A 23370-nucleotide genomic window follows, 5' to 3' on the forward strand; every position below is an offset into this window, starting at 1 on the left:
GTAGTAGTTCCGAAAAAACTACATTCAACTTTTCTGATCTACGTTTCCTAAAACCGACTTTAAGATAGAACGGAAGTTCGTCAGATTGAGAGGTAAAACGATCTCGGTTTTTTTACCCGAAATTTTTTCAAATTCTTTGATAAACTTTTGACCGATCCGAAGTTTGACCGCATCCTTTCCGCCTTTTACGCTGATGGAACCCGCAAGCAGTTCAATCCCTTTTGCGGTGGCAACCGCGATCGCTTCCACCTCTTTGGCGACCCCTTCGGCTTCGTTGATTCTTTTTTGTTTTTCACCCTCGGATTTGTTGATCGCTTCTTCTTTAAAACCCAGCGATCGATTGATCCTTGCGTCCCTATCACCTTCCGAAAGAGAGATTTGCGCTTTCTTTGTGATCTGTGCTTTTTTCTCTTTTTCCATCGCTTCTAAGATGGACTTAGGAGGAGTGATGTTTACGATCTCGTATCGATTGACCTTGATTCCCCAAGATTCGGTGGCTAAGTCTAAAACTTCCAGGATCTTACTGTTGATCGCGTCCCTGGTTTCAAACGTAACATCCAAATCCATCGTTCCTATGATCGCGCGCATTGTGGTTTGCGCGAGTTGAGAAGAGGCAAACTGATAGTCGTTGATTCCGTAACTCGCCTTGTGCGGGTCCAAAACCTTTAAGTAAAGAATTCCGTCCATGTCCACTTGCACGTTGTCTTTCGTGATACAAGTTTGGGGAGGAACGTCCGTCGCTTGTTCCTTCAACGTATGATAGTAGGCGTCCTTTTCGATAAAGGGCCAGAGAAGATGCAAACCCGCGTGTAAGGTTCTGCTGTATTTTCCGAACTTTTCCACCACGATACAATCCTGAGCGGAAACGATTCGGATGGAACGATAGAGTTTGTATGCGAAGTAAATTCCGAACAGAGTCCAGAATATCATTACGAATGTGGTTTGAAACGTTTCCATCTTACTGGCCTTCCTTATCTTTCGGAGTTCTTATTTCCGGTAACTTTCCGGTCACCTTGGAAAGTCCTTCAAACACTCCCGCGATGTTTGCAAGTTCCGCAGGAAGAATGGTGGTTTTAGAAACGCTTAAAATTTCTCCCAGACCGGTGAGATAATCCTCCGTAATCTGCAAGTTGACCGCTTCGCCGCCGCCTTCTCTGGAAATCGATTCCGCGATCATCTGAATTCCTTTCGCTTTCGCAGCGGCGATGAGTTCTATTTCCAAGGCCTTACCGTCGGCTTCGTTGATCTTTTTTATCTTTTCCCCTTCGGAGATATTGATCGCTTCTTCTCTTTCTCCCACGGAACGATTGATTCGGGAAAGTTTTTCACCTTCTGAAATCGTGATTTCGGCTCTTTTGACTCGTTCCGCTTTTACCTGCTCTTCCATCTCGTGTAGAATTTCCTTAGGAGGAGAAATGTTTTTGATTTCGTATCTTGTGACTTTGATTCCCCAGGGATCGGTGGCCTCATCCAAAGCGCGCACAACGTGGGAATTGATATCGTCCCTTTCCGCAAACGTCTGGTCGAGAATCAGTTTACCGATTTCGGAACGAAGAGTGGTTTGAGCGAGTTGTTGTGTAGCGAGCATATAGTTTTCGATCGCATAAGACGCCTTATACGCATCGACGACTTTCAGATAAAGAATTCCGTCCACCGCGATGGAAACGTTGTCCTTCGTGATGCACATCTGAGGGGGGATGTCGATCGCGATCTCTTTCAGATTCTGTCTGTATTTTACGACTTCGATGACGGGCCATAAAAAATGGAACCCGGCTTCCAAAGCGCCATTGAATACTCCCACACGTTCCACGACGAAACAATACTGTTGCGGAACGATGATGAATGTTTTTCGAATCAGATAAATCAACGCTATGAAGAATAACGTGAATATAAATCCTCCGGACATAAAATCTCCTTTTTTATTTTAAAATTAAAAATCACTCTTCCGGAAGTTCCAAAGGTTCAACAAGAAAGGTGAGATTGTCGCGACTTAAAATTCTCGCCTTACTCCCTTTTGGAATCCTGGACTTTTGGGAAACCGCGTCCCACTCAACTCCTTGAAAAAGAATTCTTCCACCTTTTCTTTCTACAAGGATGTCTTTGACTACGGAAACGAGTCTTCCGATTTGGTCGTTTTCCGGAACTGCGTGTTCGGTCTGAGCAGGAAAGATTTTTCGGATCGTCGTACTTCCGACATAGATCAGAAGAGTCGAGAGTGATGCCCAGAGACCGAGTTGCCAGCCGATGGAAATATCGAAAAAATAAACGACAATCCCGGTGATAATTCCGGATGTTCCTAAAAAAGCGACAAAGGTTCCCGGAATAAAAAATTCGGCGAGAATCAAAAGAACACCGCCGCCGATCCAAATCGTTACGGGCAGATTGGAAAAAAAATCAGGCATGAAAGACGTATTCCCCCGAGTGGAACAGGTTCGTAAATTTTTTTCAAAGTTCAATCCGTTTTTTCTATTTTAAAAAAAAGGGAAAGAAAACGAACTATACAGAAGAAAGACATGAAAAAAAAACTTTCCTTCTCATTTGTAGCGGCGATTTTGCTTCTGCAATTTCTACCTTTACGACCTCCCGACGGAAAAAATCAAAACGAAATTCAAACCTCCGAGGAAGTCAAAAAAATATTGAGGAGATCCTGTTACGATTGTCATTCCGATCTGACCGAATGGCCTTGGTATTCCAAAATTTTTCCGGTCAACGTATATCTCTACCGTCACGTGGAGGAAGGAAAAGCCGAACTCAATTTTTCGGAGTGGGGTCTCTTAAGTAAAAAGGAAAAGTCGTCCAAAGGAGATTCCATTGTGGAAACTTTGGAAGAAGCGGAAATGCCGCCCGGAGATTATATTCTTTTGCATCCGTCGGCAAAAATTGCGGAAGAAGAATTGGAAGTTTTGAAAAACTGGATTCATGATTTGGAAGAAGAGTATCGGAAAGAAGAATAAAAAATAATCTGGCAAAGATCGTAATGACTGGAAAAGAAAAAAAACTCTGGGGCGGAAGATTTCAAGAAAAGGCCTCTTCGATTTTGGAACGTATCGGCGAATCCGTATCCTTCGATTATAAACTCTACAAAGAAGATATCCAAGGAAGTATCGCACACGCGAGAATGCTGAAACAAATCGGTATTTTAAGCGGAGACGAATTGTCGAAAATCGAAACCTCTCTCTCGCAAATCAAAACCGAATTGGAAGAAGGAAAGTTGGAGTTCAAACCGGAGCTCGAAGACATTCACATGCACATCGAGTCCCGCCTAACGGAACTCATCGGAGAAACCGGAAAAAAATTACATACCGCGAGATCCAGAAACGACCAGGTCGCTCAAGACGTAAGACTTTATATCTTAAATCAAGGAAAAGAAATTCTCAGATCCATCGTAAGCCTCCGATCCTCCTTGGTTGAAAAAGCGAAACGAAGCGTGGACGTAATCATACCGGGATACACACATCTTCAAGTCGCACAACCGATCCGTGCCTCTCAGTATTTGCTTTCTTGGTTTTGGGCTTTGGAAAGAGATCAGGAGTTTTTTTGTTTCGCCTTAAAAGCTTCCCAAGAACTGGCTCTCGGTTCCGGAGCGATGGCGGGAGTCAATTATCCGACCGATCGGGAATTTTTAAAAAAAGAATTAGGACTTTCTAAAGTATCGCCGAACTCTATGGACGGAGTTTCGAGTCGGGATCATATTCTGGAATTCTTATTCGCCTGTACTCAATTGATGATTCATGCCTCTCGGATTTGCGAGGACATCGTTCTTTATTCCTCCCAAGAATTCGGAATTTTAAAACTGCCGGATTCGCTCACGACCGGTTCTTCCATCATGCCCCAGAAAAAAAATCCGGATATCGCGGAACTCATCCGAGGAAAGGCGGGACGAGTGATCGGAAACCTGAATCATCTTCTCGTGATGTTGAAAGGTTTGCCTTCGACTTACAACCGGGATCTTCAAGAAGACAAGTTGGCCCTTTTTGATTCGATCGAAACCGTACAAATCAGTTTGGAAGGAATCCGAGAAATGATAGAAGGTTGGGTCTGGGTTCCCGAAAAAGCGGAATCTTCCTTAAAAAACGGATTTGCGACGGCGACGGATCTTGCGGATTTTCTTGTCGGTGAAAAGAAAATCCCTTTTAGAACCGCTCACGAACTTGTCGGAACACTCGTCGGGGTTTGTGTGGAACAAAAGAAAACATTGTTTGATTTGCCAGAGTCGGATCGAATTTCAATCTCGGAACATTTTGCGGGAAAGGAATACGAGGATGCCGTTTCACTTTCTCTTTCGGCAGACAAAAAAATTTCTTACGGAGGAACTTCTAAAAGAAGACAGGAAGAACAGTTAAAAATTGCGCTGGAATCTTTGAAGGAAGTTGAAACATTGTTTTTATGAGAATCATTTCTGTAACTTTAGGATTCGTTTGTTTTTTCGCGTGTAATCGAAATCCGTTTGCACAAACCAAGTATCAACCGGAAGTTTATACGGCCTCTTCCGTCGTAGTTCCTAAACCGGATACGGCCGTAGTTCCTTTGCCGGAAAAACCGGCGATCTATGCGATTTTTTTGACTACTCAAGGAACGATGACGGTCGAGTTGTTCGACCAAGACGCTCCTAAAACGGTTCAGAACTTTATCGATCTGGCGCAAGGCGAAAAGGAATTCTTATCCAGAAACGGTCAAAAGGTCAAAAAACCTTTTTACGACGGTCTGACCTTTCATAGAGTGATCGAAAACTTTATGATTCAAGGGGGGTGTCCGAACGGGGACGGAACCGGAGGTCCCGGATATCGTTTTGACGACGAGATCAACGGAAAATCTCTCGGTCTCGATCAGATCAAAGCCGGCGAAGCTCCATACTATCAATATCAACTCCAAAGAGCCGTTGCGGGCGAACTTCAGATTAAAAACAGGGAGGAATGGGAGGCAAAAAGGGAATTGATCGAAAAAACGTTTGAGGACGCGAAAAAATTATCGGTTCTTGAAATTCTTTTTAGAATCGGATACAAATATAACGAAACCTTAAAGTCTCATAAAGCGATCAAGGGTTCTCTTGCGATGGCAAACGCCGGACCGAATACGAACGGTTCCCAATTTTTCATCAACCAAGTGGACACTCCTCATTTGGACGGTCTTCATACCGTTTTCGGTCAATTGGTGAACGGAGGCGACGTTGTGGACAAAATCGTAAAGGTCGGAAACGCGAAAACTACGATCAAAAAAGTCCTCATCGTAGACAAAAGAACGGCGGCAACAGCGGCACAATGACATTGGCATCGGATAAAACACAGGCGAGAAATTATCTCGCAGTGATTCAGGAACTCGCGAACTATTCTTCCGGTTCCACTACGAATCACATTTTAGAACGTTTATCCGTGCTTCCTGCTCATGATCAGGAATCCAGGACCTCGATTTTGGAAACCAACGAAGGCAAAAACCTTCCGGACCGTTTGGTCGGAATCATAAAACTTTTTCGGATCATTCATTCCAAAAGACAGGAAGTTTATTCGTTTTACGAAACTGCGATGTCGAAATACGGAACGATTAATTCTTTGACCGCAAAAAGAAAACCGACCGACGACGAGGCGCGAATCAAACAGATTCTTACGGATTATATTCTAAAAATTGAATCCTTTTTCGAAAAAAACGACATAGGCGACGAGGCTCTCATCAAGGAAATCAGCCGATTTTTAAACGAGCTCGAATCCTTGAATTTGTTAAACGAAGACAATCTTACCGCATTGATTCTTTCCTCGAAGGCCGTTTCGCTCATTCAACCTCCGATGGAGAAACTGGTTTCCTGTTATGAAGATTACGACAAGGTTGAGAATATCCTCAAACGATTGATCCGAATTGCGGAGATGATCATTGAGGATGCCAAAGCTCCGGGTTGACCGAAAATCCGTATTTTTTCGCGGGTTTTGGGAGAATTTGCCGAAAATAAACCAGAATGATCCGGCTTCTTCTCGCAATCTTACTGATTCCTTCGATTCTTTTTGCATTTCCAAAGCGGGACTCGCGGGGTTCCGTTTCGGAAAATTATCTCAAACAACAGGGAATCATCACATTGGATTTGAAAAAAATCCATTATCGCGAAAATGACAAAATTCCCGTAAAGATGTCCATAATGAATACCGGAAACGAAGTCGTCAGAATCTTTCCGTCTGGGCGGGATTTAGAATCGTACCGAATCGTAGTTCGAGACGAGGATGGAAATCAGATTCCGGAAAGGGATGAGGAAAGAAGAATCGAATTAAAACGAAGAAACACGATCGAATCCCTGGAAGGAAAAGAGATCAAGGAGATCATTCTTCATAAAGACGAAGTGTTTTCCAAAGAAATCGATTTGAATTCCCGTTTTGATCTGAATCCGGGAAAGAAATATTTTGTGACCGCGTATTTCCATCCGAATATTCACGAAATGCCCGCGCTTTTTATCCGTTCTCGCAACCAGCCGTATTTTTTTTACGAAGAAAAACACAACGAACCGGTTCTTTCATCCATCCCCGAAAAGGATCCGACGGTGGACGGACTGGAACCCGAGGAAGTGATTCACTTGTTCTTAGGCTCCGAAAAGAAAAAAAATTGGGCGCATCATTTCAAATGGATCTACTTTCCGGAATACGTTCAAGCCTACGATCAATATTCGGAAGAATACAATCGCGCGGAAGAGTCCGAAAGGGATTTTCTAATGGAGAATTTTAAACGATATCTTACGGAGTCCAGAGCGGGCATTCTTCATTCTTATCGAATTTTGAACACGGAATCCGTTTCCCCCGGTTTGGCGAGGGTGACCGTTTTTGTGGAAAGAAGGTTGAACCGTCTGCGCTCCAAATACGAATATACTTACACTCTCAGAAGAGTTCCCGACGAACAGGGAGGCTTTTGGAAAGTGTCTAACTTAGTGGCGAAGGTAAAAAAATGACAGAGATTTTATCGCAGGATGAAATTGACGCGCTGCTCAGCGCCATCAGTTCCGGTGAGGTTAACGAAGCGGATTACGCCTCCGTCTCCGAACAAAAAAAAGTAAAAATCTACGACTTCAAACGCCCTGATAAATTTTCAAAGGATCAGATTCGCACCTTGCAGATGATGCACGAAACCTTTGCGCGTCTTGCGACTACGGGTCTTTCGGCTCAGCTTCGTGCGCTCGTTTCCGTTCACGTGGCTTCCGTGGATCAGTTGACTTACGAAGAATTCATTCGTTCGATTCCGAACCCGACCACGCTCGCCGTAATCAACATGGATCCATTAAGAGGTTCCGCCATTTTAGAAATTGATCCTTCGATCTCTTTTACGATCATCGATCGTTTGTTTGGCGGTAAAGGCGAACAGGCAAAGATCTCCAGGGAACTTTCGGAGATCGAGATGAGCGTTATGGAAGGAATCATCGTAAGAATTCTCGGAAACATGCGGGAGTCCTGGTCCACCGTGATCGACTTACGACCGAGACTTGGAAACATCGAAACCAATCCTCAATTTGCCCAGGTGGTTCCTCCGAACGACATGGTGGTTTTGATTACGCTCGAAACCAAAATCGGGGAAGTGGAAGGGATGACGAACCTTTGTATTCCCTACATCACGATCGAACCGATCATCAATAAGTTATCCGCGCAATATTGGTATTCGTCCATTCGAAAGGGAGAATTGGATGAGAACCGAGCCGTGATTCAAGAACGACTCGATCAGGTGGCGATTCCTCTGATTGCGGAAGTGGGATCGGTTGACGTTTCCATCAACGACTTTATGAATCTTTCCATAGGCGACGTTGTGAAATTGGAAAACACTTCCACAAGGTCCGAGATGATCGTAAAGGTCGGTGAAAGAAAAAAATTCAAATGTCTTCCCGGCAGAGTGGGAAGCAGACTTGCGATTCAGATTGGGGATAGGGTGGAAGACATTCCGGATGAACTCTTGGGTTCCACTCGTTCGGAACAGGAATACTGATATAAAAAAAGCGGCTCCAAGGCCGCCTTTTAGAATCCTGATACGGCGTCCGATCGGAAGCCGTGTTTGAATTTTAGAAAATTATTTTTTCCACTGAATACATTCGCCTGGGCATTCGTCCATTTCTTTTTGAACGATCTTCCAGTCTTCCTCGGGGATCGGCGCGTTGTTTACCGTTTCTCCTCCGATATGAGTTTCCGAAGTGTCATTATCGTCCATTTGAAAGTATTTCGGAAGATTGTCCGCACATTGATTGCAGGAAGTGCAGTTGTCCTTATCTACATACGCAATTTTGGTTGCCATAGGCTTTGATTCTCCTGGGTTGGTTCTCCCGGTCGCTTAAAAAAACAGGTTCCAAGATCAATTTTCTAATCATTGTTTAGACAGCAAGTTCTTTTCTTAGGTTCTTCTAACGAAGATCCGCGCATAGACGAATTTGGAACAAATCAGAGTGAACTTGAGTAAAGTTAAAAACAGGGAAAACTGTGGACTTGAAATAAATTTCGTGCTACTTTGCCCGGAAAGAATTTATCGATAGGAGAATCGGAATGATTCAAAAAAGTTTATACCTCGTGTTGATCGTCTTATTTGCAATCCACTGTGGGAAATCCAAAAAGGAGGATTTGCAGGGTGGAGTTTTTACTTTTATCAAAGGTGCTGTCAAACTTTCGGATAAGACGGGAAAGATTAAAAAAGTAGGGCTTTCCGAATTTATTTTTGCGGAAGATAAAATCGAAACTACGAAAGATTCCTACGCGGACATTCAACTGATGGACGGAGTTATTATCCGCATTAAAGAGAATACGAGTCTTACGTTAAATAAGATTTATGTGGATTCTAAAAATGCGGAAATTTATTCGGACCTTACTTTGAACAAAGGAAAGATCTTTTCCAAGGTTGGGACAAAACTTAACAAGTCTTCCGGATTTAAGGTTACAACTCCTACTTCAACAGCCGCCGTTCGTGGTACCGATTTCCAAGTCGAGGTGGAAGGAAATAAAACGGAAACCCTCGTTTCCGAAGGCTCCGTGGAAGTGACCGACAACGATAACCCGGATCAAACAAACGTTGCTGACGCCGGTGAAAAGGTCGTTTCCGACGGTAAAAACCAGAAGGAAGAAAAACTTTCCGAAGACGAATTGAAAGAACTTCAAGAAGATGCGGCTACCGTTCAATCCGTAACGGAAGAGCAAAGACAAAAGATCGAAGAGATTTTAAAAGACTTTAAAGAGAACAAGGAAAAAATTCTTCAAGGTCTGGAAGAACAAAAACAAAGAAACCAAGAACTCATCAACGCTACGAAAGAAGAAAATCGTAAGATGATCGACGAGGTCAAAGAATCCGGAAAGGCCGAAAAAGAAGCCATTAAAAATGCGGCCGACGAAGAAAGAAAGAATATCAAGTCGGGCATCGATAAGGATAAGGAAGTTCTGGAAAATTCTAGAAAATCTCTCAAAGATCAGGTGAAACCTCAATAAAGATAGGTAACCAGAGAAGTTCTTCTTTTCTAAGACTCCGGTTTCGTTATTTGTTACGCGAAGTCGGAGTTTTTGTCGCGCTTCCCGTTTAACTCAGAATTTGTTTTCTGAAATCGAAGAAGTAAATCTTGTAGGAGTTCCTACGGATTTTTGAGCTGGAAAGATACTTGAAAATAGAATGATTTTCTAATATAGGAAAGCGTCGGAGTTTTTCTATCACCTACAATGCGCCCCTTAGGAAGCAATTCATTGAGTTTACCCAACCAAAATCGGGAGGGGCTCAAAAATTTTCACGGCAGAACTGTCGGAACTCCGACAAGATTCTCACTTAGAAAAAATCACTCTCCCTTCGCGTCGTTTCTCAATTTAAAATAAAGAATGATAGAAGTGAAAATAAACGTAAAGATGTTGGCGAGAATGATCGGGAAGTCTTGTTTGAGACAGCCGTAGACAAACCAAAGAACCACACCCGTAACAAAAACGATATACATGTTTCTGGAAATGTCTTTTGTACTTCCGCCCATGACGATACGGATGAGCTGAGGCAAAAAAGAAACCGTCGTGAGTAAGGAAGCGATATAACCTAAAAACGTAATGGAGTCCATATTCAAATTTGCTTATGCCTTTGTGTATTCTCGAGTAACGATCGTTTTGATTCCGCCTCGAGCGTTGTAGTCGCCGATCACTTTTAAATATTTCGGGTCGATTGCCGCAATGAGGTCTTCCAGAATCTTATTTACTAAAAATTCGTGAAAGATTCCAACGTTGCGATAACTGAGAATGTATTCTTTGAAAGATTTGAGTTCGATACAACGGCTTGTGGGAATGTAAGAAATGAAAATCACACCGAAATCCGGAAGCCCCGTCTTAGGACAAACCGCCGTAAACTCTGGAACCGTAAAATCGATTGTATAATCCTTTCCCTCGTAAACATTGGTGAAAGATTCGATTTCGGGAGTTTTCAGCGCAGGGATATGATCCTGTCTTCCGTCGTAGGTCTCTGGATGATTCGTTTCCATGGATAGTTCCTTGATGACCAGACTTTTCGATTTCTCTACCACGAAAATTCTTTTTCCCGAACGCGAATTCGTATCAAAGTCTTCAAGAAGGGTGGAATGGATATCCAGAAGAAAATTGCCGTAGTTGATTTCGGTGGGCAATACGCTCACTTGATCGCATCCAGAATTAGAAGACTCGGAGCTTACACGGAAATTCTCTCCAACGAGGAACCACTTTCCAACTATAAAAAATATTCAGGCATCATTCTTTCAGGAGGTCCGGAAAGCGTTTACGAACCCGATTCACCAACGATCACAACGGAAATTTTCGAGTTAGGAATTCCGGTTCTCGGAATTTGTTACGGCCACCAACTCATCATGAAACTCTTAGGTGGAGTTGTGGAACGCTCCGGGACGGGAGAATACGGTCCCGCTTCTCTGCAACTTCAGACTTCCAACGGAAATTCTCTCTTGAAGAATTTTGTAGGCGGGGAACAGGTTTGGATGAATCACGCGGACGAGGTCGTAAAACTTCCGGAAGGATTTTCGAGAATCGCATCTTCTAAAGACTGCGGTTATGCGGTTGTGGAGAATTTTTCCAAAAAAATCTTTGGGATTCAGTTTCACGCGGAAGTCAGTCACAGTGAAAAGGGATCGGTTCTACTCGACAACTTCATTCGGATCTGCGGGGCTTCGAGAACATGGGGAATCGATCAGTTCTTAAAAGAAAAAATCAAAGAGATCCAAGAGACGGTAAAACCGGAACAAAAGATTTTCATGCTCGTTTCGGGCGGAGTCGATTCCACGGTTTCGTATTTACTTTTGTGTAAGGCTCTTGGAACGGAAAGGGTTCTCGGATTTTTAATCGATACGGGTTTTATGAGAAAGGGAGAAGTTCTTCCTCTTCAGGAAAGACTCACTTTGCAAAACATTCACCTAACTGTGAGAGACGAGTCCGCGTTATTTTATGAAAGTCTCAAAGGTAAATCCGATCCGGAAGAAAAAAGAAAGATCGTCGGGAATTTATTTTTAGAAGCTCGAGATAGAGCTGTAAAAGATTTGGATCTGGAACACGGGGATTGGCTACTCGGTCAAGGAACGATTTATCCGGATACGATCGAATCCGGCGGCACCAAACATTCTCATACCATCAAGACGCATCACAATCGTGTGGAAGCGATTCAAAAACTCATCGAAGAAGGAAAGGTCATCGAACCGATCCGTGATCTTTACAAGGACGAAGTAAGAGATCTCGGAGTTCTTCTCGGTTTGGAACCGGAATGGGTGGGACGCCATCCGTTCCCAGGACCTGGTCTCGTGGTTCGAATGCTCGCCGTAGAAAAAAAAGGAAAGGAAGAAGATCAGAAGGAGATCGATTCGTATCTTTCGGCACAGAATGGATTGTCCGGAAAAATTCTTCCGGTTGCAAGCGTGGGCGTCAAGGGAGATAGAAGATCTTACGCCAACTGCGCGGTGTTAAACGACATTGGAACCGATTGGAAGACGTTGGACCGTGTGGCCACTCATCTTTCCAATCAATTTTCTTTTATCAATCGTGTCGTCCTTCTTCCGTTTGAACCGGACGTTCAAAAGTTGACCTTTCAATTTACGGGAATGCAGTTGGATCGGAAATGTTCCGATCTTCTCCGAGAAGCGGATCATGTAGTGGAATCCGTGATTCGAAAAGCGGGTCTCTATGATAAGATCTGGCAGATGCCGGTTGTACTTTTACCGATCGGTGAAAAAGAAAATGAGAAAAGCATTGTCCTTCGTCCCGTAGAATCTCAGGAGGCGATGACCGCTAACTTCTTTCGAATGGAACGTTCTCTGTTACAAGAAATCAAAACGGAAGTATTGAAAATTCCAGGAATTCGTTATGTGTTCTTTGACCTTACGAACAAACCTCCCGGAACGATCGAGTGGGAATGATATTCCCGTTGCTCGGACAGTCATTTTAAAAGAATCACATGCCAAATATAGAATATTCTGGTTTTTTTGTATTCTAAAGTGCTTTTAGGTTGAATTGCGCCTTGAGATGTTTTAAGGTCGGAACGTCCTCCGGTATAATTTTGTTTTAAAAAAACTGCCTACCATTTTTTGGACTCATTGAATCGAATTCGAAATGTTTAATGGTTTCCGTGAGAATGTTTTATCAGAGGTGATTTACTTGCTGCCGTGGAAAAGTTCTAATTCTCCTTGACCGGTTAAGATCAGGTTTATAGAATCTCTTTAAAATACTTGAATCGAGAAAATTTTATGAAGAATTTTATTGTCGTATCTTTTGGAGTCGTGTTCTTAGCGTTCATTGGTTGCGTTGCTTATCAGCCGGGTTTTGTTAAAACCGCAATGGTTAGTTTTCCGCCAAAACAGTCCGATTGTGAGTTTGCAATAATCACTACCGTGCCTCAAAAGAAATTTGAAGAAATCGGCGTGGTTGAAAATCAATCTATGGTAATCAGTATTGCGGATTTCAAAAAAATGTGTCAGCCTTATGTGTGTGCGAACGGAGGAGATGCAGTCGTTGCACTTGTAAACGGTCACGGAATTTACATCAAAGGAACTATTATTAAATTCAAATAGCTTCCATCTAAGAATTTGGTGAAAGAACTCCTTTCTTTTTGCAACGATTTTATAAGGACATTGCTCTCCTTTGATCCATTGAAAGGAGAGCGAATCATTCAAACAGAACTTTCAATTTTATAAACCTTTACCGATTGCGATTTTCCTTTTACGGTTACTTCATCCAAAAATTGATGTTTAAATCGGCTTGAGTCTCGAAGAGAAGCGACTGTAACCTCGCTTGCTATGATCGAGCAGGAGTATTGTTTACTCAAACCTTCGATGCGAGATGCTAAGTTGACGCTATCCCCGATCACGGTGCCTTCCATTCGATTTTCATGACCGATGATCCCGAGTCCGGTATGAATGCCGATATCGATCGGTTTCTCGTTTGATTTTATTCTTTCTTTGAAATTAAGAATTCTTTTCCGGAATACTCGAATATAAGTTGATTGTCTCTTTGGTGTATCCGTTTGGAAAACTCCAAAAGAAGTTCGCTCGAAAACGAACCCCATTCTTCCAGAGGCGCGGGATGCGCCAAGGATTCTTGAAAGACCTTTAGATTCTCGGGTTGAAATACAATCGAATGACTGGGAGAATAGAATAAATTTCCATTCTCTAATTTTCGAAAGATGAAAATCGTAGTCGCGGGTTGTATGAAATTCCATTCTCCGTTGCAAACGGAAAGATAGGGACATTCGGGATGTTCCCCCGTATCATTCTTGCGAATTCTCGTGATAAAAAAATCCAGAAAATCCGGATCTTTCAATTCCGAAGAATCATGAAAGAGTCTGCCTCTTCCATCCAGTTGATAAAAATAAGTTCTTCTTTGCCTCATATAGACTTTTCTATTGACACTGATCTTTCTCTTAAAATCATACCTTATAATGGCGTCGTGGCCAAGTGGTAAGGCATGGCTCTGCAAAAGCTTGATCCCCGGTTCGAATCCGGGCGACGCCTAATTACTAGTGGATAGATTTTAGGAATCAGTGGATAGGTAATTTACAGAGTGAAAAGATCGTACTTGTTAGAGTCTGATTCTTTTCGTACTAAATGTAACTTACCACTAACATCTAAAACGCCTGGATGGTGGAATGGTAGACACCCAGGACTTAAAATCCTGTGAGAGCAATCTCGTGCGAGTTCGAGTCTCGCTCCAGGTACCATTCGATTCTCTGACGTATCTACCGCGTCAGACGAATCACTGTATCGCAAATTTTCCCAAAATACAATTTCGGAAATTCAATTTTTCCCTCTGTTTCAAAACCGGAATAACGAATTCTATAATCACGGAAGAAAACTCCATCTGGAAACGCGGCCGGAGTTGTATCTACAAGCGAATCCGGAATTAGAATCGGATTTTTTCCTTTGTGCAATTCAACCGAAATCGTACTCAGATCGGTTTCTCCGTGCGCCCAATAGAGTTGATCCTGATCAAAGGAATCCCTCGAGACGATCGTAATCTCCGCGCGTTTGGCGCTCGCTGAAGAATTTTCCGGGATATAAATCGTAAAACTAAACGGAGTTTTTCGTGGAAGAGGCGGATGACGATAACGATGCGTTAGACAACCTTCGACTTGAAACGGAAGAGAGGCCTGCTCAACACTCAACGCCGAAGGATGAAACATCGCTGAAGGCTCGGAATTTTGTTGGACATTCGATTGTGATGGGGATTGCGGCGACGAAGTTGGATTTTTCTCGGAAGGTGTCATACTCGGGTTTACAGGAGAATGGACTTCATCCGAAACGATTTCGAATTTTAGAATATTCTTTTGTACTTCTTTGACGAGCGCGAGGTCGGAAGCTCTGACTCTTCGATTGTAAACTTCCAGAGGTTCCAAGTTCAACCGAGGAATCCAAAAAAGCCAGTAGAGGAGGATCGGAATTCCGATCGCGGAGATGATTTGTAGAGTTAGAATCCAATCTCGTTTTAGATTCGATATGATTTTCAAAAAGAAAGAATTCGTTGTTACATCGGAATTGTTTTTTGCTTGAAGGGAATTTTTGCGGACGGAAGACCAATTTTCAGAAAATGGAATCCCCGTTGCACGATCGAATCTATCAAAAATATCTTTCTTCTCCGATGTCTGCAAAGAATTCCATCTTCCGCCCAAAAAGATTCCGCAGAATGCAAAAAAAGGAAGGACGACCTCGTCGTCCAAAAGATAACACTGAAAAAAACCGGCCGGAAATAAACTCAAAACTCCGATCGCAAAGACGGGAATTCCTTCTCCCGAACTAAAATCTTTTTGAAACAGAGATCGAAACAGTTTTCCCCAAAAGAGTAAAAATAAAATCCCCGCAAAAATTCCTCCCGTCGTAAAAAAGTGGAGTAGGTCGTTGTGCGCGTGTCCTCTTGGAGTGATATAGAGTTCATACCAAAGTTGTTCTTCTTTTTCGATCATCTTGGCGGATTCTTTCCAATGAAAATCCTTATAATTTCCTCCGCCGACTCCGGTAAGAAAGTGTTCTTGTACGAGCGGAATCGTATTTTTGTAGATATAGTATCTCTGATTTTCCGTATTATGAACTTCGAATATTTGAGAGACGGATCTCTGGATCAGCCAGTTGTTTCTAAAAAGGTAACTCGCAGACAAAACGACAAAAAAGACGACGAGCCCCGCGAGGATTTTGGATCTGAGGGAAACTTTCGAAAGACTTTTGCGAATTCCAAACGTTCCTTTGAAAAGAAGGATCAAAAGAATCGTGAAAACTCCGAGCCAAATCGATCGACTCTGATTGAAAAAGAGTATGAGAAATCCTGCAATTACCAAAACCGTTTTGAGAACAAAGACGAAATTCTTTTTCTTCTTAACGGTTATAAACCAATCCACGAGAAGTCCGGGCAGGCAGAGACCCAAAAGTCCTCCGAACGTTAGGTGAGTGTTCATCATTCCGATCGGAAGATAGAGTTTGATCGGACCCAAATTTCCGGAAAAGTGTTGGAGTCGATCTCCGGGTGCGTAGCGAAATCCGTTGGCTACGAACTTTCCGATTCTTACTTCCGAAAAAAGACTGATACAACCGAGGACGATCGTGATCGAAGCGGACGCGATCAAGAATCTCTTTAAGATCGTTTGATTCTTTTCCTGAGACGCTACGAGAAAGGACGCCGGAAAAAGGAGAAGCATCCAAAAATCTCCGGACTCGGATTGTTTGAGAAACTTCTTAAAGAAAGCGGAATACGTTTTCGTGTATGCGGAATACGTCGTCTCCGCGTGTAAAAGAGAGGACAAAAATAGAAGGAGATAGATTCCAAAAAAAAGTAAAAACGGATTTAGGATCCGTTTCCAATTTTTACGAGATTGCGCGTCCAGGAAAAACAACGGATAGGTCGTCGCGATCGTAAGTGAACCAAAGATTTGAGAAACGCTCACGGATTGAGGAAAGCTAAGTAAGAATAAACAAATAGAAACTAAGGATGCGGTTTGGAGTCCGTTTGTGATCCGATCTTTCAATTTGTTTTCCCCAAAATTCCCTTAAAAAACCAATGACAGAGAAAGAATTCATTCTACCATTAGAAAAAAGAACTGAGAACAATCGAACCGATGGGAAAATCAATTCCAAGCAAGAAAAAGAAAACAGAAAAAAAACAGGGAACTCGAACTCTCCCACAAACGACGGGAAAAAAGTTATCCGTCGCAATCATCACTTACAACGAAGAAAAAAATATCGGAGACTGCATTCGGTCTTGTCTGGAAGTCGCGGACGAAATCGTGGTTCTGGACTCGATCAGCACTGACAAAACCGAAAAGATCTCCCGATCGTTTCCTTCCGTAAAATTTTATAAACAAAGATTCAAAGGTCATATCGAACAAAAAAACGACGCGATCAACCTCTGCAAATACGATTGGATTCTTTCCTTGGATGCGGACGAAAGAATTTCACCCGAACTAAAAAATTCACTTCTTACATTCAAAGAAAAACAAGAAGACGAATCCGTAAGCGGTCTCCAAGTTTCTCGTCTTACCTTTCACATGGGAAGATTTATCCGTTATAGCGGTTGGTATCCCCAGTATCGTTATCGAATTTTTAAAAAAGGAAAGGCCGTTTGGGTGGGTGAAAATCCGCACGATTATATCAGCATCCAAGGAAAAGGAAACAAGATCCACGGCGATATCATTCATTACAGTTTTCGGGATCTAACGCACCAGGTGAATACGATCAATCAGTTTTCTTCGATTGTCGCTTTAACGAGACAAAGAAAAGGAAAGAAATTTTCGTTTCTTCGAACAATTTACAAACCGTTTTCTAAGTTTATGGAAACCTATTTTTTCAAGTTCGGATTTTTGGACGGCTTTCCGGGTTGGGTCATCGCGGTGTCTTCCGCGTATTCCACGTTTTTAAAGGATGCAAAACAATACGAACTCGAACACGGAATGGTCGAACGCCCTTCCAACGTGAAAGAGGACTATGGCAATTAAGTCGTTCTTCGGTAGATTCTTTTCTTTTTTTAAAAGAAGAAAACGAAAGAAAGGTTCAGCCGAAGAAACTCCTCCGGTTCGGGAAAGTTACGGTTATAAAAGAGAACTCGCCGATCTAAGAGAAAAGGCGGATCGTTTTTTTGTAACCCGGAAAAAAAACGGCGGACTCGTACACGAAACAAAATATTATAAAATTCTAAAGAACGGTCCCAAACTTTTCAGACTGGAAGGAAAGGAAAAATCCGGAAGAGAATATTCTCTCGTGGTCAGCACCGGCAATTTCCTCAGTCAACAAGGCGATAAAATCTCCGGAGTTGTTTTTATTCCGGAAGCGGAATTAAACCGAATTCTTTCCTACGAACATTCCGATTTGAAAAGCGTCTTTTCCCGATTTCAACCCGACGGAATCGACGAGGACCTCAAGGTTTTATACGGAGAAACCGGTTCTTCTCAGGAAACCTGGAAGGACTTTTACAACTGGGAACCGTTTTGGAAACAACAGATTTTCATTCGTTTGAAACCGAGTATTCTCTGCATTCTTCTCGTTTATATGGGAATCGAATTCGAACAATTCTTTCAGTCGAATTCCACAAAACGACTGAAAGCGATCGTCTCGGACGAATTGTATTTTTTAAACGTAAGCGGGAATCAAAAAGAAAATTCTCCTTATACGGAAAATCTTTCTCTGCAAGATTTTGAAAAAGCAAAGAAAGAATTTTTTCAAGTACTAGAACAGATACGCAAAAAAAGAGGAACAACGTAAAATGGATACTAAGGAAATCGCTCTCGGTCAAATCCGAGATTCCATTGCCACCAAACAAAAATGTATCGATACGATTTTAGACGATATTACCAAAGCGGGAGAAATGGTTTCCAAGGTTTTACAAACCGGAAACACGGTTTATCTCTGCGGAAACGGCGGTTCTTCCTGTGACGCTTCTCATATCGCGGCCGAACTCGTGGTTCGCTACAAATCCGGAAACGAAAGAAAGGCTCTTCCCGCGCTTTCTCTTTCCGCGGACTCGGCGGTTTTGACCGCTTGTTCGAACGACTACGGTTACGAAGAAGTGTTTGCTAGACAGATCGAAGCCTTTGGTAGAAAGGGAGATTTGCTCATCGGACTTTCTACCAGTGGAAATTCGAAAAACGTTTTATTGGCTCTTGAAAAGGCAAAAACCAGAGGAGTCAAAACCATATCGCTGTTAGGCGGGGACGGTGGAAAGATGAAAAACCTTTCCGATCTGGACGTGATCGTTCCGAGTAACGTGACCGCGAGAATCCAAGAGTCTCATATTTTAATCGGACATATCCTTTGTAGCATCGTAGAATACAATCTTTTCATGATGGAATGACCGCTCTTTTGTGAATTCTCCCGTAATCGAAATTTCCAATCTCAAGGTTTCCACGCCGGGCCATCCCATTCTGAAAGGAGTCGATTTTACTCTTCGTGCGGGGGAAGTTCATTGTATCGTGGGAGAATCGGGGAGCGGGAAGTCCACCTTTGCGTCCTGTCTTTTGGGAATGACGGATAAGGAACTCTTTCAGAGATCCGATCGTTTTTCTCTGTTAGGTCAAGACGCTCGTTATCTCACGGAAAGAGAATGGCAGATTCTACGCGGAAAAAAGATCGCGCTCGTTCCTCAAAATCCGATCTGGGGTTTTCATCCGTATCGAAAAACGGGTTCTCAGATCCTCGAAGCCTTTTCCCTTTCCAATCCGGAAATTGCGATGAAAAAAAAAATTCTTCCTCTGCTCGAATCGATCCAAATCCACGATCCTGCAAAGGCGTTCGATTCCTTGCCGGGAAATCTTTCCGGTGGAGAAAGGCAGAGAATTCTCATCCTTTTGGCCGTTTATTCCGGGGCCCAAATTGTCGTCGCGGACGAACCGACCGCGGCGTTGGATGCAATCAGCGAAGCGGAAGTTCTCAAACTTCTGGTGAAATTTAGAAAGGAAAAAGGACTTTCTCTCATTTTTATCACGCACGAAATCTCTATCGTCAAAGCCCTGGCCGATACTATCAGTATCCTCTATCAAGGAGATTGGGCCGAAGTTCTTACAAGACCGGGAAAGGGAGAATTGACTCCGAATTCCGAGTATGGAAAAAAACTGTTTGAACAAGGAAGCTGATCTCAGATAGTACGAGTGCGAATGATGGGCTATGCGGTTCTCCTAACACTGATTTTATTTTCTTCTCCGCTTTTGGCACAAAAGTCTCCGTTTATGATGGAAGATGCGGACTCTTCTTCCTTTCCCTCCGTTCAACTTTTCATTCGGGATAAAAAGCAGTTTCCTTTGGAAAGGGAGAATTTTCTCATCCGTGAATCCAGAGGTTCGGAAACCAGAACCGTCCTCAGACCCAAGGTGCTTCGCAAAGAAGGAAGCAGACCCGTTCATTCCGTTTTTTTAATTCAGTCGGGAACCACACTCGAAGAGAATAATTTCAACACTCGATTTTTACAAAAGGTCGTTCAGAGCTCGGGGGAGGAAGATCGTTTTAGTTTTATCTTTTTTTCGGACGATCTGCTCGTCATTGAAAAGGATTTGGACAGACAAGCCGCTCTTGCAAAGGCGCGGGTTCCGGGTTCTCTCAGCAATCGCAATACGGGCACGAACTTGGATCTTGTATTCCAAAAAGTGAATACGATTTTAACCGGAGAATCCTACCTTTCTCTTCTCGTCTCCGATACGGACTATAAACTTCCTCCGGGACTCAGACAGGGTTTGTCTACCTCCGGACTTCCGATTCAGGTCGTCGGAAAACGCAACTTCTCCAACTTCGAACTCGTTCGGATTTACGGGGGAGATTTTTACGAAATCGATTCTCAGGATTTTCTTTCTAAGTATTTAACCGATTTGGAATACTTTCACAAACATCCGGCCGAGATTCGATACGATTCTCCCTTTCAAAACGATTTTTGGAAAGGGGAAGGCGACTTCATTCGAGGAGACTGGGAATCTTCCCAGGGTGGTAAGTTCACATACACTTACAAACCCGGAGTCGCCAAACAACTCAGACTCGTTTTTTTAAGTCCGGGTGTGTTTCTTCCCACGATTGGTTTTTTACTCATTCTTACTTTGATCGGACTTTTGCTTTTATTTCGTAAGGAACGAGGAGACTCGGAGGAATCTTCCGACTCGTCCGTTGGGGAAGCACAAAAGAGGTTTCACGCCAGAGGAGAAGAAAGAGAAGTCTATCAGAGAATGTACGGAGATCAGTTTCATTCTTCTCCGTATGCAAATCCGGAAGGAGTGCACGTTTCTCGTTCTCTTCCCGTGAGCGAATCCGAGTTTGACGCGGCGGAAGCATACGATCTTGCGACTTTGATTCAAAAAGAAGGTAGGTCTCCCGGTAAACAGGTTCCGATTCGAAAGGCGGAAACCACTCTGGGAAACGGAGAATTTTCGGATGTGCTGGTCGCGGATCCGACAGTGAGCAAACTTCACGCAAGAATTCGTAAGATCAAAAATCGTTTCGTATTATACGATTTGATTTCGGACGGTGGAACCTACTTAAACGGTAAAAAGATTTTAAGACCTAGGGTTCTGTACGATTTCGACGAGATCAGCCTTGGAAAAACGGTCTACGTTTTTCGGGCGAAATAAGTAAGGTGATTTACAGAGTAGGAGAAATCGTAATTGATTAGAGTCTGATTTCTTTCATACTAAAAATAGGAGAAACACTGGTGAAAAAGATGAACTCAAGCCACGTCGCTCCGTATGGGTCGCAGCGTGGGTCAATGTCTGACAGGCAAGGTGTAAAGTCCTAACCACTAACTCCTATCCACTAATAATGTAGACGAAAAGACCCGAGATCCGAACGATGGAAATACAACGGATCTCTTTTCTCATTTTCGAGAAACAAATCCAATCCACAAAGTCCGAAAGAATTTCTTTCGGGAGTATGAGAATCCAATGAAGACAATGTTCGAAAAAATCTGGGAAGACCATCTGGTTGGAGAACTGGATGCGGGATCGTATTTAATTTATATCGATCGTCATCTCATTCACGAAGTTACAAGCCCCCAGGCTTTCGAAGGACTTAAAATTGCGGGTAGAAAAGTCCGTCGTCCCGAGGCAACTTTTGCCACTATGGATCATAACGTTTCCACTCGTACTCGGGATTTAAGTTTAGCCGATCCGATTTCCGCGATTCAGATGCATACTCTGAAAAAGAACTGCGATGAAAACGGAATCCGCCTTTATGATTTTCAAAATCCGGATCAAGGTATCATTCACGTAATCGCTCCGGAAATGGGTCTGACTCATCCGGGGATGACGATCGTATGCGGAGATTCTCATACTTCTACACATGGCGCGTTTGGCGCCCTCGCTTTCGGGATCGGAACGAGCGAAGTGGAACACGTTCTCGCGACTCAGACCCTCGTTCAAAAAAGAGCGAAGACGATGGAAATCCGAGTCGATGGAAAACTCTCCGACAAGGTAACCGCGAAAGACATCATTCTTGCGATCATCGGTAAGATCGGAACCGCCGGAGCAACCGGTTACGTAATCGAGTATCGCGGTTCCGCGATTCAGGCTCTGAGCATGGAAGCGAGAATGACGATCTGCAATATGTCGATCGAAGCCGGAGCGAGAGCTGGTCTCATCGCACCGGATGAAATTACTTTCAACTATATCCAAGGAAAAGACTTCGCTCCGAAAGGCGCCGAATGGGATCTCGCCGTGAAGAAGTGGAGACACTACGTGACCGACGAGGGCGCGAAGTTCGACACAACCGTGATTCTTCACGCGGACGAAATCGCTCCTATGGTCACTTGGGGAACTTCTCCGAGCCAAGTTGTATCGGTAAAAGGAGTCGTTCCAAGTCCGAACGACGCAATCAATCCGATCGACAAAATCGGAATCGAATCCGCTCTCAAATATATGGATTTGAAACCCGGAGAGAAAATCGAAGACATTCATATCAATAAGGTCTTTATCGGTTCTTGCACCAATTCAAGAATTGAAGACCTAAGAGCCGCCGCCGCTACCATTCAAGGAAAAAAAGTTTCCTCTAAGGTTCAAGCGATCGTAGTTCCAGGATCGGGTAGAGTAAAACGTCAGGCGGAAGAAGAAGGTTTGGATAAAATCTTTACAGCAGCCGGTTTTGAATGGAGGAACCCGGGTTGTTCTATGTGTCTTGCGATGAACGACGACGTACTCGAACCGGGAGATCGTTGCGCTTCGACGTCCAATCGAAACTTCGAAGGTCGTCAAGGAAAGGGGGGAAGAACTCACCTCGTCGGACCTGAAATGGCCGCAGCCGCAGCCGTAGAAGGTCGTTTCGTAGATATCCGTAACTGGAAATAAATCAGGGGCAACGAAGAATATTATGAAAGCATTTACAATTCTTGACGGAGTAGCTGCCTTACTCGACAAGCCGAACGTCGATACGGATCAAATCATTCCGAAACAATTTTTAAGAAAAATCGAAAGAACCGGATTCGGAATTCATCTATTCCATGACTGGAGATATTTGGACGACGCCGGAACAAAACCAAATCCTGAATTTTCTTTGAATCAAGAAAGATACAAGGGCGCTACCGTACTTTTAACAAGAGACAACTTCGGGTGCGGATCTTCCAGAGAACACGCTCCTTGGGCCTTGGAAGACTACGGTTTTCGTTCGATCATCGCGCCTTCTTACGCGGATATCTTTTTTAACAACTGCTTTAAAAACGGAATGCTTCCGGTTGTTCTAAAATCCGAAGAAGTAGAAGAATTGTTTCAAGCTGTTTCCGCTAACGTGGGCGCGAAAATTCAGATCGATCTGGATAAACAAACCGTGACAGGACCGACCCGAAAAGTCTATTCGTTCGAGGTGGATTCTTTTCGTAAATACTGCCTTTACAACGGACTCGATGATATCGGTCTTACTTTGAAACAAGAAAGTAAGATCGGAGAGTTTGAAAAAAAGCAGAAAGAAGTTGAACCTTGGTTGTACGCTATATAATTCTGTCGAAACCC

General features: G+C 43.3%; 24 protein-coding genes, 2 tRNA genes and 1 pseudogene. 18 read left to right on the plus strand and 9 right to left on the minus strand.

The genetic code is table 11. The annotated features are described in order from the left end of the window. Positions 1 to 24 precede the first annotated feature (24 nt). The 3 genes from LEP1GSC194_RS06360 to LEP1GSC194_RS06370 are packed head-to-tail and all read right to left on the minus strand — an operon-like array spanning position 25 to position 2402. The gene (locus LEP1GSC194_RS06360) at positions 25 to 957 is read right to left on the minus strand and encodes an SPFH domain-containing protein (protein WP_020772791.1); all 933 of its coding nucleotides are present in this window, start codon (positions 955 to 957) and stop codon (positions 25 to 27) included. A 1-nt stretch (position 958) separates the two neighbouring features. Further along, positions 959 to 1906 (minus strand): SPFH domain-containing protein, encoded by a 948-nt coding sequence (locus LEP1GSC194_RS06365; RefSeq protein WP_020772947.1) that lies wholly within the window; start codon positions 1904 to 1906, stop codon positions 959 to 961. A 31-nt stretch (positions 1907 to 1937) separates the two neighbouring features. Then, positions 1938 to 2402: an NfeD family protein gene (locus LEP1GSC194_RS06370; protein WP_020772887.1), complete on the minus strand. Its 465-nt coding sequence runs from the start codon at positions 2400 to 2402 to the stop codon at positions 1938 to 1940. A 111-nt stretch (positions 2403 to 2513) separates the two neighbouring features. Here LEP1GSC194_RS06370 and LEP1GSC194_RS06375 point away from each other — a divergent pair, with 111 nt between their 5' ends. Genes LEP1GSC194_RS06375 through fliM form a run of 6 tightly spaced genes read left to right on the plus strand, consistent with a single transcriptional unit; the run spans position 2514 to position 7941 of the window. Beyond that, on the plus strand, positions 2514 to 2954 hold the full coding sequence (locus tag LEP1GSC194_RS06375; RefSeq protein ID WP_020772834.1) for a heme-binding domain-containing protein: 441 nt from the start codon (positions 2514 to 2516) through the stop codon (positions 2952 to 2954). A 23-nt stretch (positions 2955 to 2977) separates the two neighbouring features. Next, positions 2978 to 4390 carry an argininosuccinate lyase gene (gene argH / locus LEP1GSC194_RS06380; RefSeq protein ID WP_020772769.1) on the plus strand — a complete coding sequence of 471 codons (1413 nt, stop codon included), beginning with the start codon at positions 2978 to 2980 and terminating at the stop codon, positions 4388 to 4390. Then, positions 4387 to 5262 carry a peptidylprolyl isomerase gene (locus LEP1GSC194_RS06385; protein ID WP_020772939.1) on the plus strand — a complete coding sequence of 292 codons (876 nt, stop codon included), beginning with the start codon at positions 4387 to 4389 and terminating at the stop codon, positions 5260 to 5262. Before argH ends, LEP1GSC194_RS06385 begins: the two co-directional genes overlap by 4 nt. Beyond that, positions 5259 to 5888 carry a hypothetical protein gene (locus tag LEP1GSC194_RS06390; RefSeq protein ID WP_017807944.1) on the plus strand — a complete coding sequence of 210 codons (630 nt, stop codon included), beginning with the start codon at positions 5259 to 5261 and terminating at the stop codon, positions 5886 to 5888. The genes LEP1GSC194_RS06385 and LEP1GSC194_RS06390 overlap by 4 nt, the downstream gene beginning before the upstream one ends. Before the next feature lie 56 nt (positions 5889 to 5944). Then, positions 5945 to 6919 (plus strand): hypothetical protein, encoded by a 975-nt coding sequence (locus LEP1GSC194_RS06395; protein ID WP_020772935.1) that lies wholly within the window; start codon positions 5945 to 5947, stop codon positions 6917 to 6919. Continuing rightward, on the plus strand, positions 6916 to 7941 hold the full coding sequence (fliM, locus tag LEP1GSC194_RS06400; RefSeq protein ID WP_003003570.1) for a flagellar motor switch protein FliM: 1026 nt from the start codon (positions 6916 to 6918) through the stop codon (positions 7939 to 7941). The genes LEP1GSC194_RS06395 and fliM overlap by 4 nt, the downstream gene beginning before the upstream one ends. 81 nt (positions 7942 to 8022) lie before the next feature. Here fliM and LEP1GSC194_RS06405 read toward each other — a convergent pair whose 3' ends face one another. Next, entirely contained in the window at positions 8023 to 8244 is a 222-nt protein-coding gene (locus LEP1GSC194_RS06405; RefSeq protein ID WP_020772952.1) for a ferredoxin, read from the minus strand. Between the two features lie 245 nt (positions 8245 to 8489). On the opposite strand from LEP1GSC194_RS06405, the gene lsa33 reads away from it, so the two are divergent. Further along, positions 8490 to 9419 (plus strand): surface adhesin Lsa33, encoded by a 930-nt coding sequence (gene lsa33 / locus LEP1GSC194_RS06410; protein WP_020772891.1) that lies wholly within the window; start codon positions 8490 to 8492, stop codon positions 9417 to 9419. Between the two features lie 338 nt (positions 9420 to 9757). Here the strand turns inward: lsa33 and LEP1GSC194_RS06415 are convergent, their stop codons facing one another. Both LEP1GSC194_RS06415 and queF read right to left on the minus strand, forming a co-directional pair. Then, positions 9758 to 10024 carry a SemiSWEET transporter gene (locus LEP1GSC194_RS06415; protein ID WP_036041590.1) on the minus strand — a complete coding sequence of 89 codons (267 nt, stop codon included), beginning with the start codon at positions 10022 to 10024 and terminating at the stop codon, positions 9758 to 9760. Positions 10025 to 10036: 12 nt separating this feature from the next. After that, complete coding sequence (queF, locus tag LEP1GSC194_RS06420) at positions 10037 to 10546, minus strand: preQ(1) synthase (protein ID WP_408605328.1); 510 nt, start codon at positions 10544 to 10546, stop codon at positions 10037 to 10039. Here queF and guaA point away from each other — a divergent pair. Both guaA and LEP1GSC194_RS06430 read left to right on the plus strand, forming a co-directional pair. After that, on the plus strand, positions 10535 to 12346 hold the full coding sequence (guaA, locus tag LEP1GSC194_RS06425) for a glutamine-hydrolyzing GMP synthase (protein WP_036041594.1): 1812 nt from the start codon (positions 10535 to 10537) through the stop codon (positions 12344 to 12346). The genes queF and guaA overlap by 12 nt on opposite strands. A 327-nt stretch (positions 12347 to 12673) precedes the next feature. Next, positions 12674 to 12997 carry a hypothetical protein gene (locus LEP1GSC194_RS06430; RefSeq protein ID WP_017808950.1) on the plus strand — a complete coding sequence of 108 codons (324 nt, stop codon included), beginning with the start codon at positions 12674 to 12676 and terminating at the stop codon, positions 12995 to 12997. 98 nt (positions 12998 to 13095) lie between these two features. Here LEP1GSC194_RS06430 and LEP1GSC194_RS21155 read toward each other — a convergent pair. Then, positions 13096 to 13389 (minus strand): annotated as a pseudogene (locus tag LEP1GSC194_RS21155) (adenylate/guanylate cyclase domain-containing protein); the annotation flags it as partial. After that, positions 13374 to 13814 carry a DUF4505 family protein gene (locus tag LEP1GSC194_RS06440; RefSeq protein WP_017808948.1) on the minus strand — a complete coding sequence of 147 codons (441 nt, stop codon included), beginning with the start codon at positions 13812 to 13814 and terminating at the stop codon, positions 13374 to 13376. The gene LEP1GSC194_RS06440 and the pseudogene LEP1GSC194_RS21155, both read right to left, overlap by 16 nt. Positions 13815 to 13865: 51 nt before the next feature. On the opposite strand from LEP1GSC194_RS06440, the gene LEP1GSC194_RS06445 reads away from it, so the two are divergent. Next, positions 13866 to 13936: transfer RNA gene (locus LEP1GSC194_RS06445), tRNA-Cys, on the plus strand. A gap of 120 nt (positions 13937 to 14056) precedes the next feature. Continuing rightward, positions 14057 to 14142 (plus strand) — tRNA-Leu (locus LEP1GSC194_RS06450). An 18-nt stretch (positions 14143 to 14160) separates the two neighbouring features. Here LEP1GSC194_RS06450 and LEP1GSC194_RS06455 read toward each other — a convergent pair. Beyond that, the gene (locus tag LEP1GSC194_RS06455; protein ID WP_020772795.1) at positions 14161 to 16434 is read right to left on the minus strand and encodes an O-antigen ligase family protein; all 2274 of its coding nucleotides are present in this window, start codon (positions 16432 to 16434) and stop codon (positions 14161 to 14163) included. 90 nt (positions 16435 to 16524) lie between these two features. Between LEP1GSC194_RS06455 and LEP1GSC194_RS06460 the strand changes: the two genes are divergently transcribed. The 7 genes from LEP1GSC194_RS06460 (at position 16525) to leuD (ending at position 23356) form a co-directional block, all read left to right on the plus strand. After that, a complete protein-coding gene (locus tag LEP1GSC194_RS06460; RefSeq protein WP_020772735.1) occupies positions 16525 to 17400 on the plus strand; it encodes a glycosyltransferase family 2 protein in 876 nt (291 codons plus the stop codon). Beyond that, positions 17390 to 18163, plus strand: coding sequence for an LBBP_01157 family protein (locus LEP1GSC194_RS06465; protein ID WP_020772907.1), 774 nt, complete (start codon positions 17390 to 17392; stop codon positions 18161 to 18163). The genes LEP1GSC194_RS06460 and LEP1GSC194_RS06465 overlap by 11 nt, the downstream gene beginning before the upstream one ends. A gap of 1 nt (position 18164) precedes the next feature. Next, positions 18165 to 18752, plus strand: a complete 588-nt coding sequence (gmhA, locus tag LEP1GSC194_RS06470) for a D-sedoheptulose 7-phosphate isomerase (protein WP_020772754.1) — start codon at positions 18165 to 18167, stop codon at positions 18750 to 18752. A gap of 10 nt (positions 18753 to 18762) precedes the next feature. After that, on the plus strand, positions 18763 to 19530 hold the full coding sequence (locus LEP1GSC194_RS06475) for an ATP-binding cassette domain-containing protein (RefSeq protein ID WP_020772814.1): 768 nt from the start codon (positions 18763 to 18765) through the stop codon (positions 19528 to 19530). 21 nt (positions 19531 to 19551) lie between these two features. Then, on the plus strand, positions 19552 to 21006 hold the full coding sequence (locus LEP1GSC194_RS06480) for an FHA domain-containing protein (protein WP_036041597.1): 1455 nt from the start codon (positions 19552 to 19554) through the stop codon (positions 21004 to 21006). A 309-nt stretch (positions 21007 to 21315) separates the two neighbouring features. Then, positions 21316 to 22713, plus strand: coding sequence for a 3-isopropylmalate dehydratase large subunit (gene leuC / locus LEP1GSC194_RS06485; protein ID WP_020772763.1), 1398 nt, complete (start codon positions 21316 to 21318; stop codon positions 22711 to 22713). Between the two features lie 22 nt (positions 22714 to 22735). Beyond that, positions 22736 to 23356: a 3-isopropylmalate dehydratase small subunit gene (gene leuD, locus LEP1GSC194_RS06490; protein WP_020772737.1), complete on the plus strand. Its 621-nt coding sequence runs from the start codon at positions 22736 to 22738 to the stop codon at positions 23354 to 23356. Positions 23357 to 23370 lie beyond the last annotated feature (14 nt).

Source organism: Leptospira alstonii serovar Sichuan str. 79601 (assembly GCF_000347175.1).
Taxonomy (GTDB): Bacteria; Spirochaetota; Leptospiria; order Leptospirales; family Leptospiraceae; genus Leptospira; species Leptospira alstonii.

Bases quoted from the DNA above. Each gene is read 5' to 3' on its own strand.
- LEP1GSC194_RS06360 (WP_020772791.1), bottom strand. From the start codon at position 957: ATGGAAACGTTTCAAACCACATTCGTAATGATATTCTGGACTCTGTTC.
- LEP1GSC194_RS06365 (WP_020772947.1), bottom strand. From the start codon at position 1,906: ATGTCCGGAGGATTTATATTCACGTTATTCTTCATAGCGTTGATTTAT.
- LEP1GSC194_RS06370 (WP_020772887.1), bottom strand. From the start codon at position 2,402: ATGCCTGATTTTTTTTCCAATCTGCCCGTAACGATTTGGATCGGCGGC.
- LEP1GSC194_RS06375 (WP_020772834.1), top strand. From the start codon at position 2,514: ATGAAAAAAAAACTTTCCTTCTCATTTGTAGCGGCGATTTTGCTTCTG.
- argH (WP_020772769.1), top strand. From the start codon at position 2,978: ATGACTGGAAAAGAAAAAAAACTCTGGGGCGGAAGATTTCAAGAAAAG.
- LEP1GSC194_RS06385 (WP_020772939.1), top strand. From the start codon at position 4,387: ATGAGAATCATTTCTGTAACTTTAGGATTCGTTTGTTTTTTCGCGTGT.
- LEP1GSC194_RS06390 (WP_017807944.1), top strand. From the start codon at position 5,259: ATGACATTGGCATCGGATAAAACACAGGCGAGAAATTATCTCGCAGTG.
- LEP1GSC194_RS06395 (WP_020772935.1), top strand. From the start codon at position 5,945: ATGATCCGGCTTCTTCTCGCAATCTTACTGATTCCTTCGATTCTTTTT.
- fliM (WP_003003570.1), top strand. From the start codon at position 6,916: ATGACAGAGATTTTATCGCAGGATGAAATTGACGCGCTGCTCAGCGCC.
- LEP1GSC194_RS06405 (WP_020772952.1), bottom strand. From the start codon at position 8,244: ATGGCAACCAAAATTGCGTATGTAGATAAGGACAACTGCACTTCCTGC.
- lsa33 (WP_020772891.1), top strand. From the start codon at position 8,490: ATGATTCAAAAAAGTTTATACCTCGTGTTGATCGTCTTATTTGCAATC.
- LEP1GSC194_RS06415 (WP_036041590.1), bottom strand. From the start codon at position 10,024: ATGGACTCCATTACGTTTTTAGGTTATATCGCTTCCTTACTCACGACG.
- guaA (WP_036041594.1), top strand. From the start codon at position 10,535: ATGGATATCCAGAAGAAAATTGCCGTAGTTGATTTCGGTGGGCAATAC.
- LEP1GSC194_RS06430 (WP_017808950.1), top strand. From the start codon at position 12,674: ATGAAGAATTTTATTGTCGTATCTTTTGGAGTCGTGTTCTTAGCGTTC.
- LEP1GSC194_RS06440 (WP_017808948.1), bottom strand. From the start codon at position 13,814: ATGAGGCAAAGAAGAACTTATTTTTATCAACTGGATGGAAGAGGCAGA.
- LEP1GSC194_RS06460 (WP_020772735.1), top strand. From the start codon at position 16,525: ATGGGAAAATCAATTCCAAGCAAGAAAAAGAAAACAGAAAAAAAACAG.
- LEP1GSC194_RS06465 (WP_020772907.1), top strand. From the start codon at position 17,390: ATGGCAATTAAGTCGTTCTTCGGTAGATTCTTTTCTTTTTTTAAAAGA.
- gmhA (WP_020772754.1), top strand. From the start codon at position 18,165: ATGGATACTAAGGAAATCGCTCTCGGTCAAATCCGAGATTCCATTGCC.
- LEP1GSC194_RS06480 (WP_036041597.1), top strand. From the start codon at position 19,552: ATGATGGGCTATGCGGTTCTCCTAACACTGATTTTATTTTCTTCTCCG.
- leuC (WP_020772763.1), top strand. From the start codon at position 21,316: ATGAAGACAATGTTCGAAAAAATCTGGGAAGACCATCTGGTTGGAGAA.
- leuD (WP_020772737.1), top strand. From the start codon at position 22,736: ATGAAAGCATTTACAATTCTTGACGGAGTAGCTGCCTTACTCGACAAG.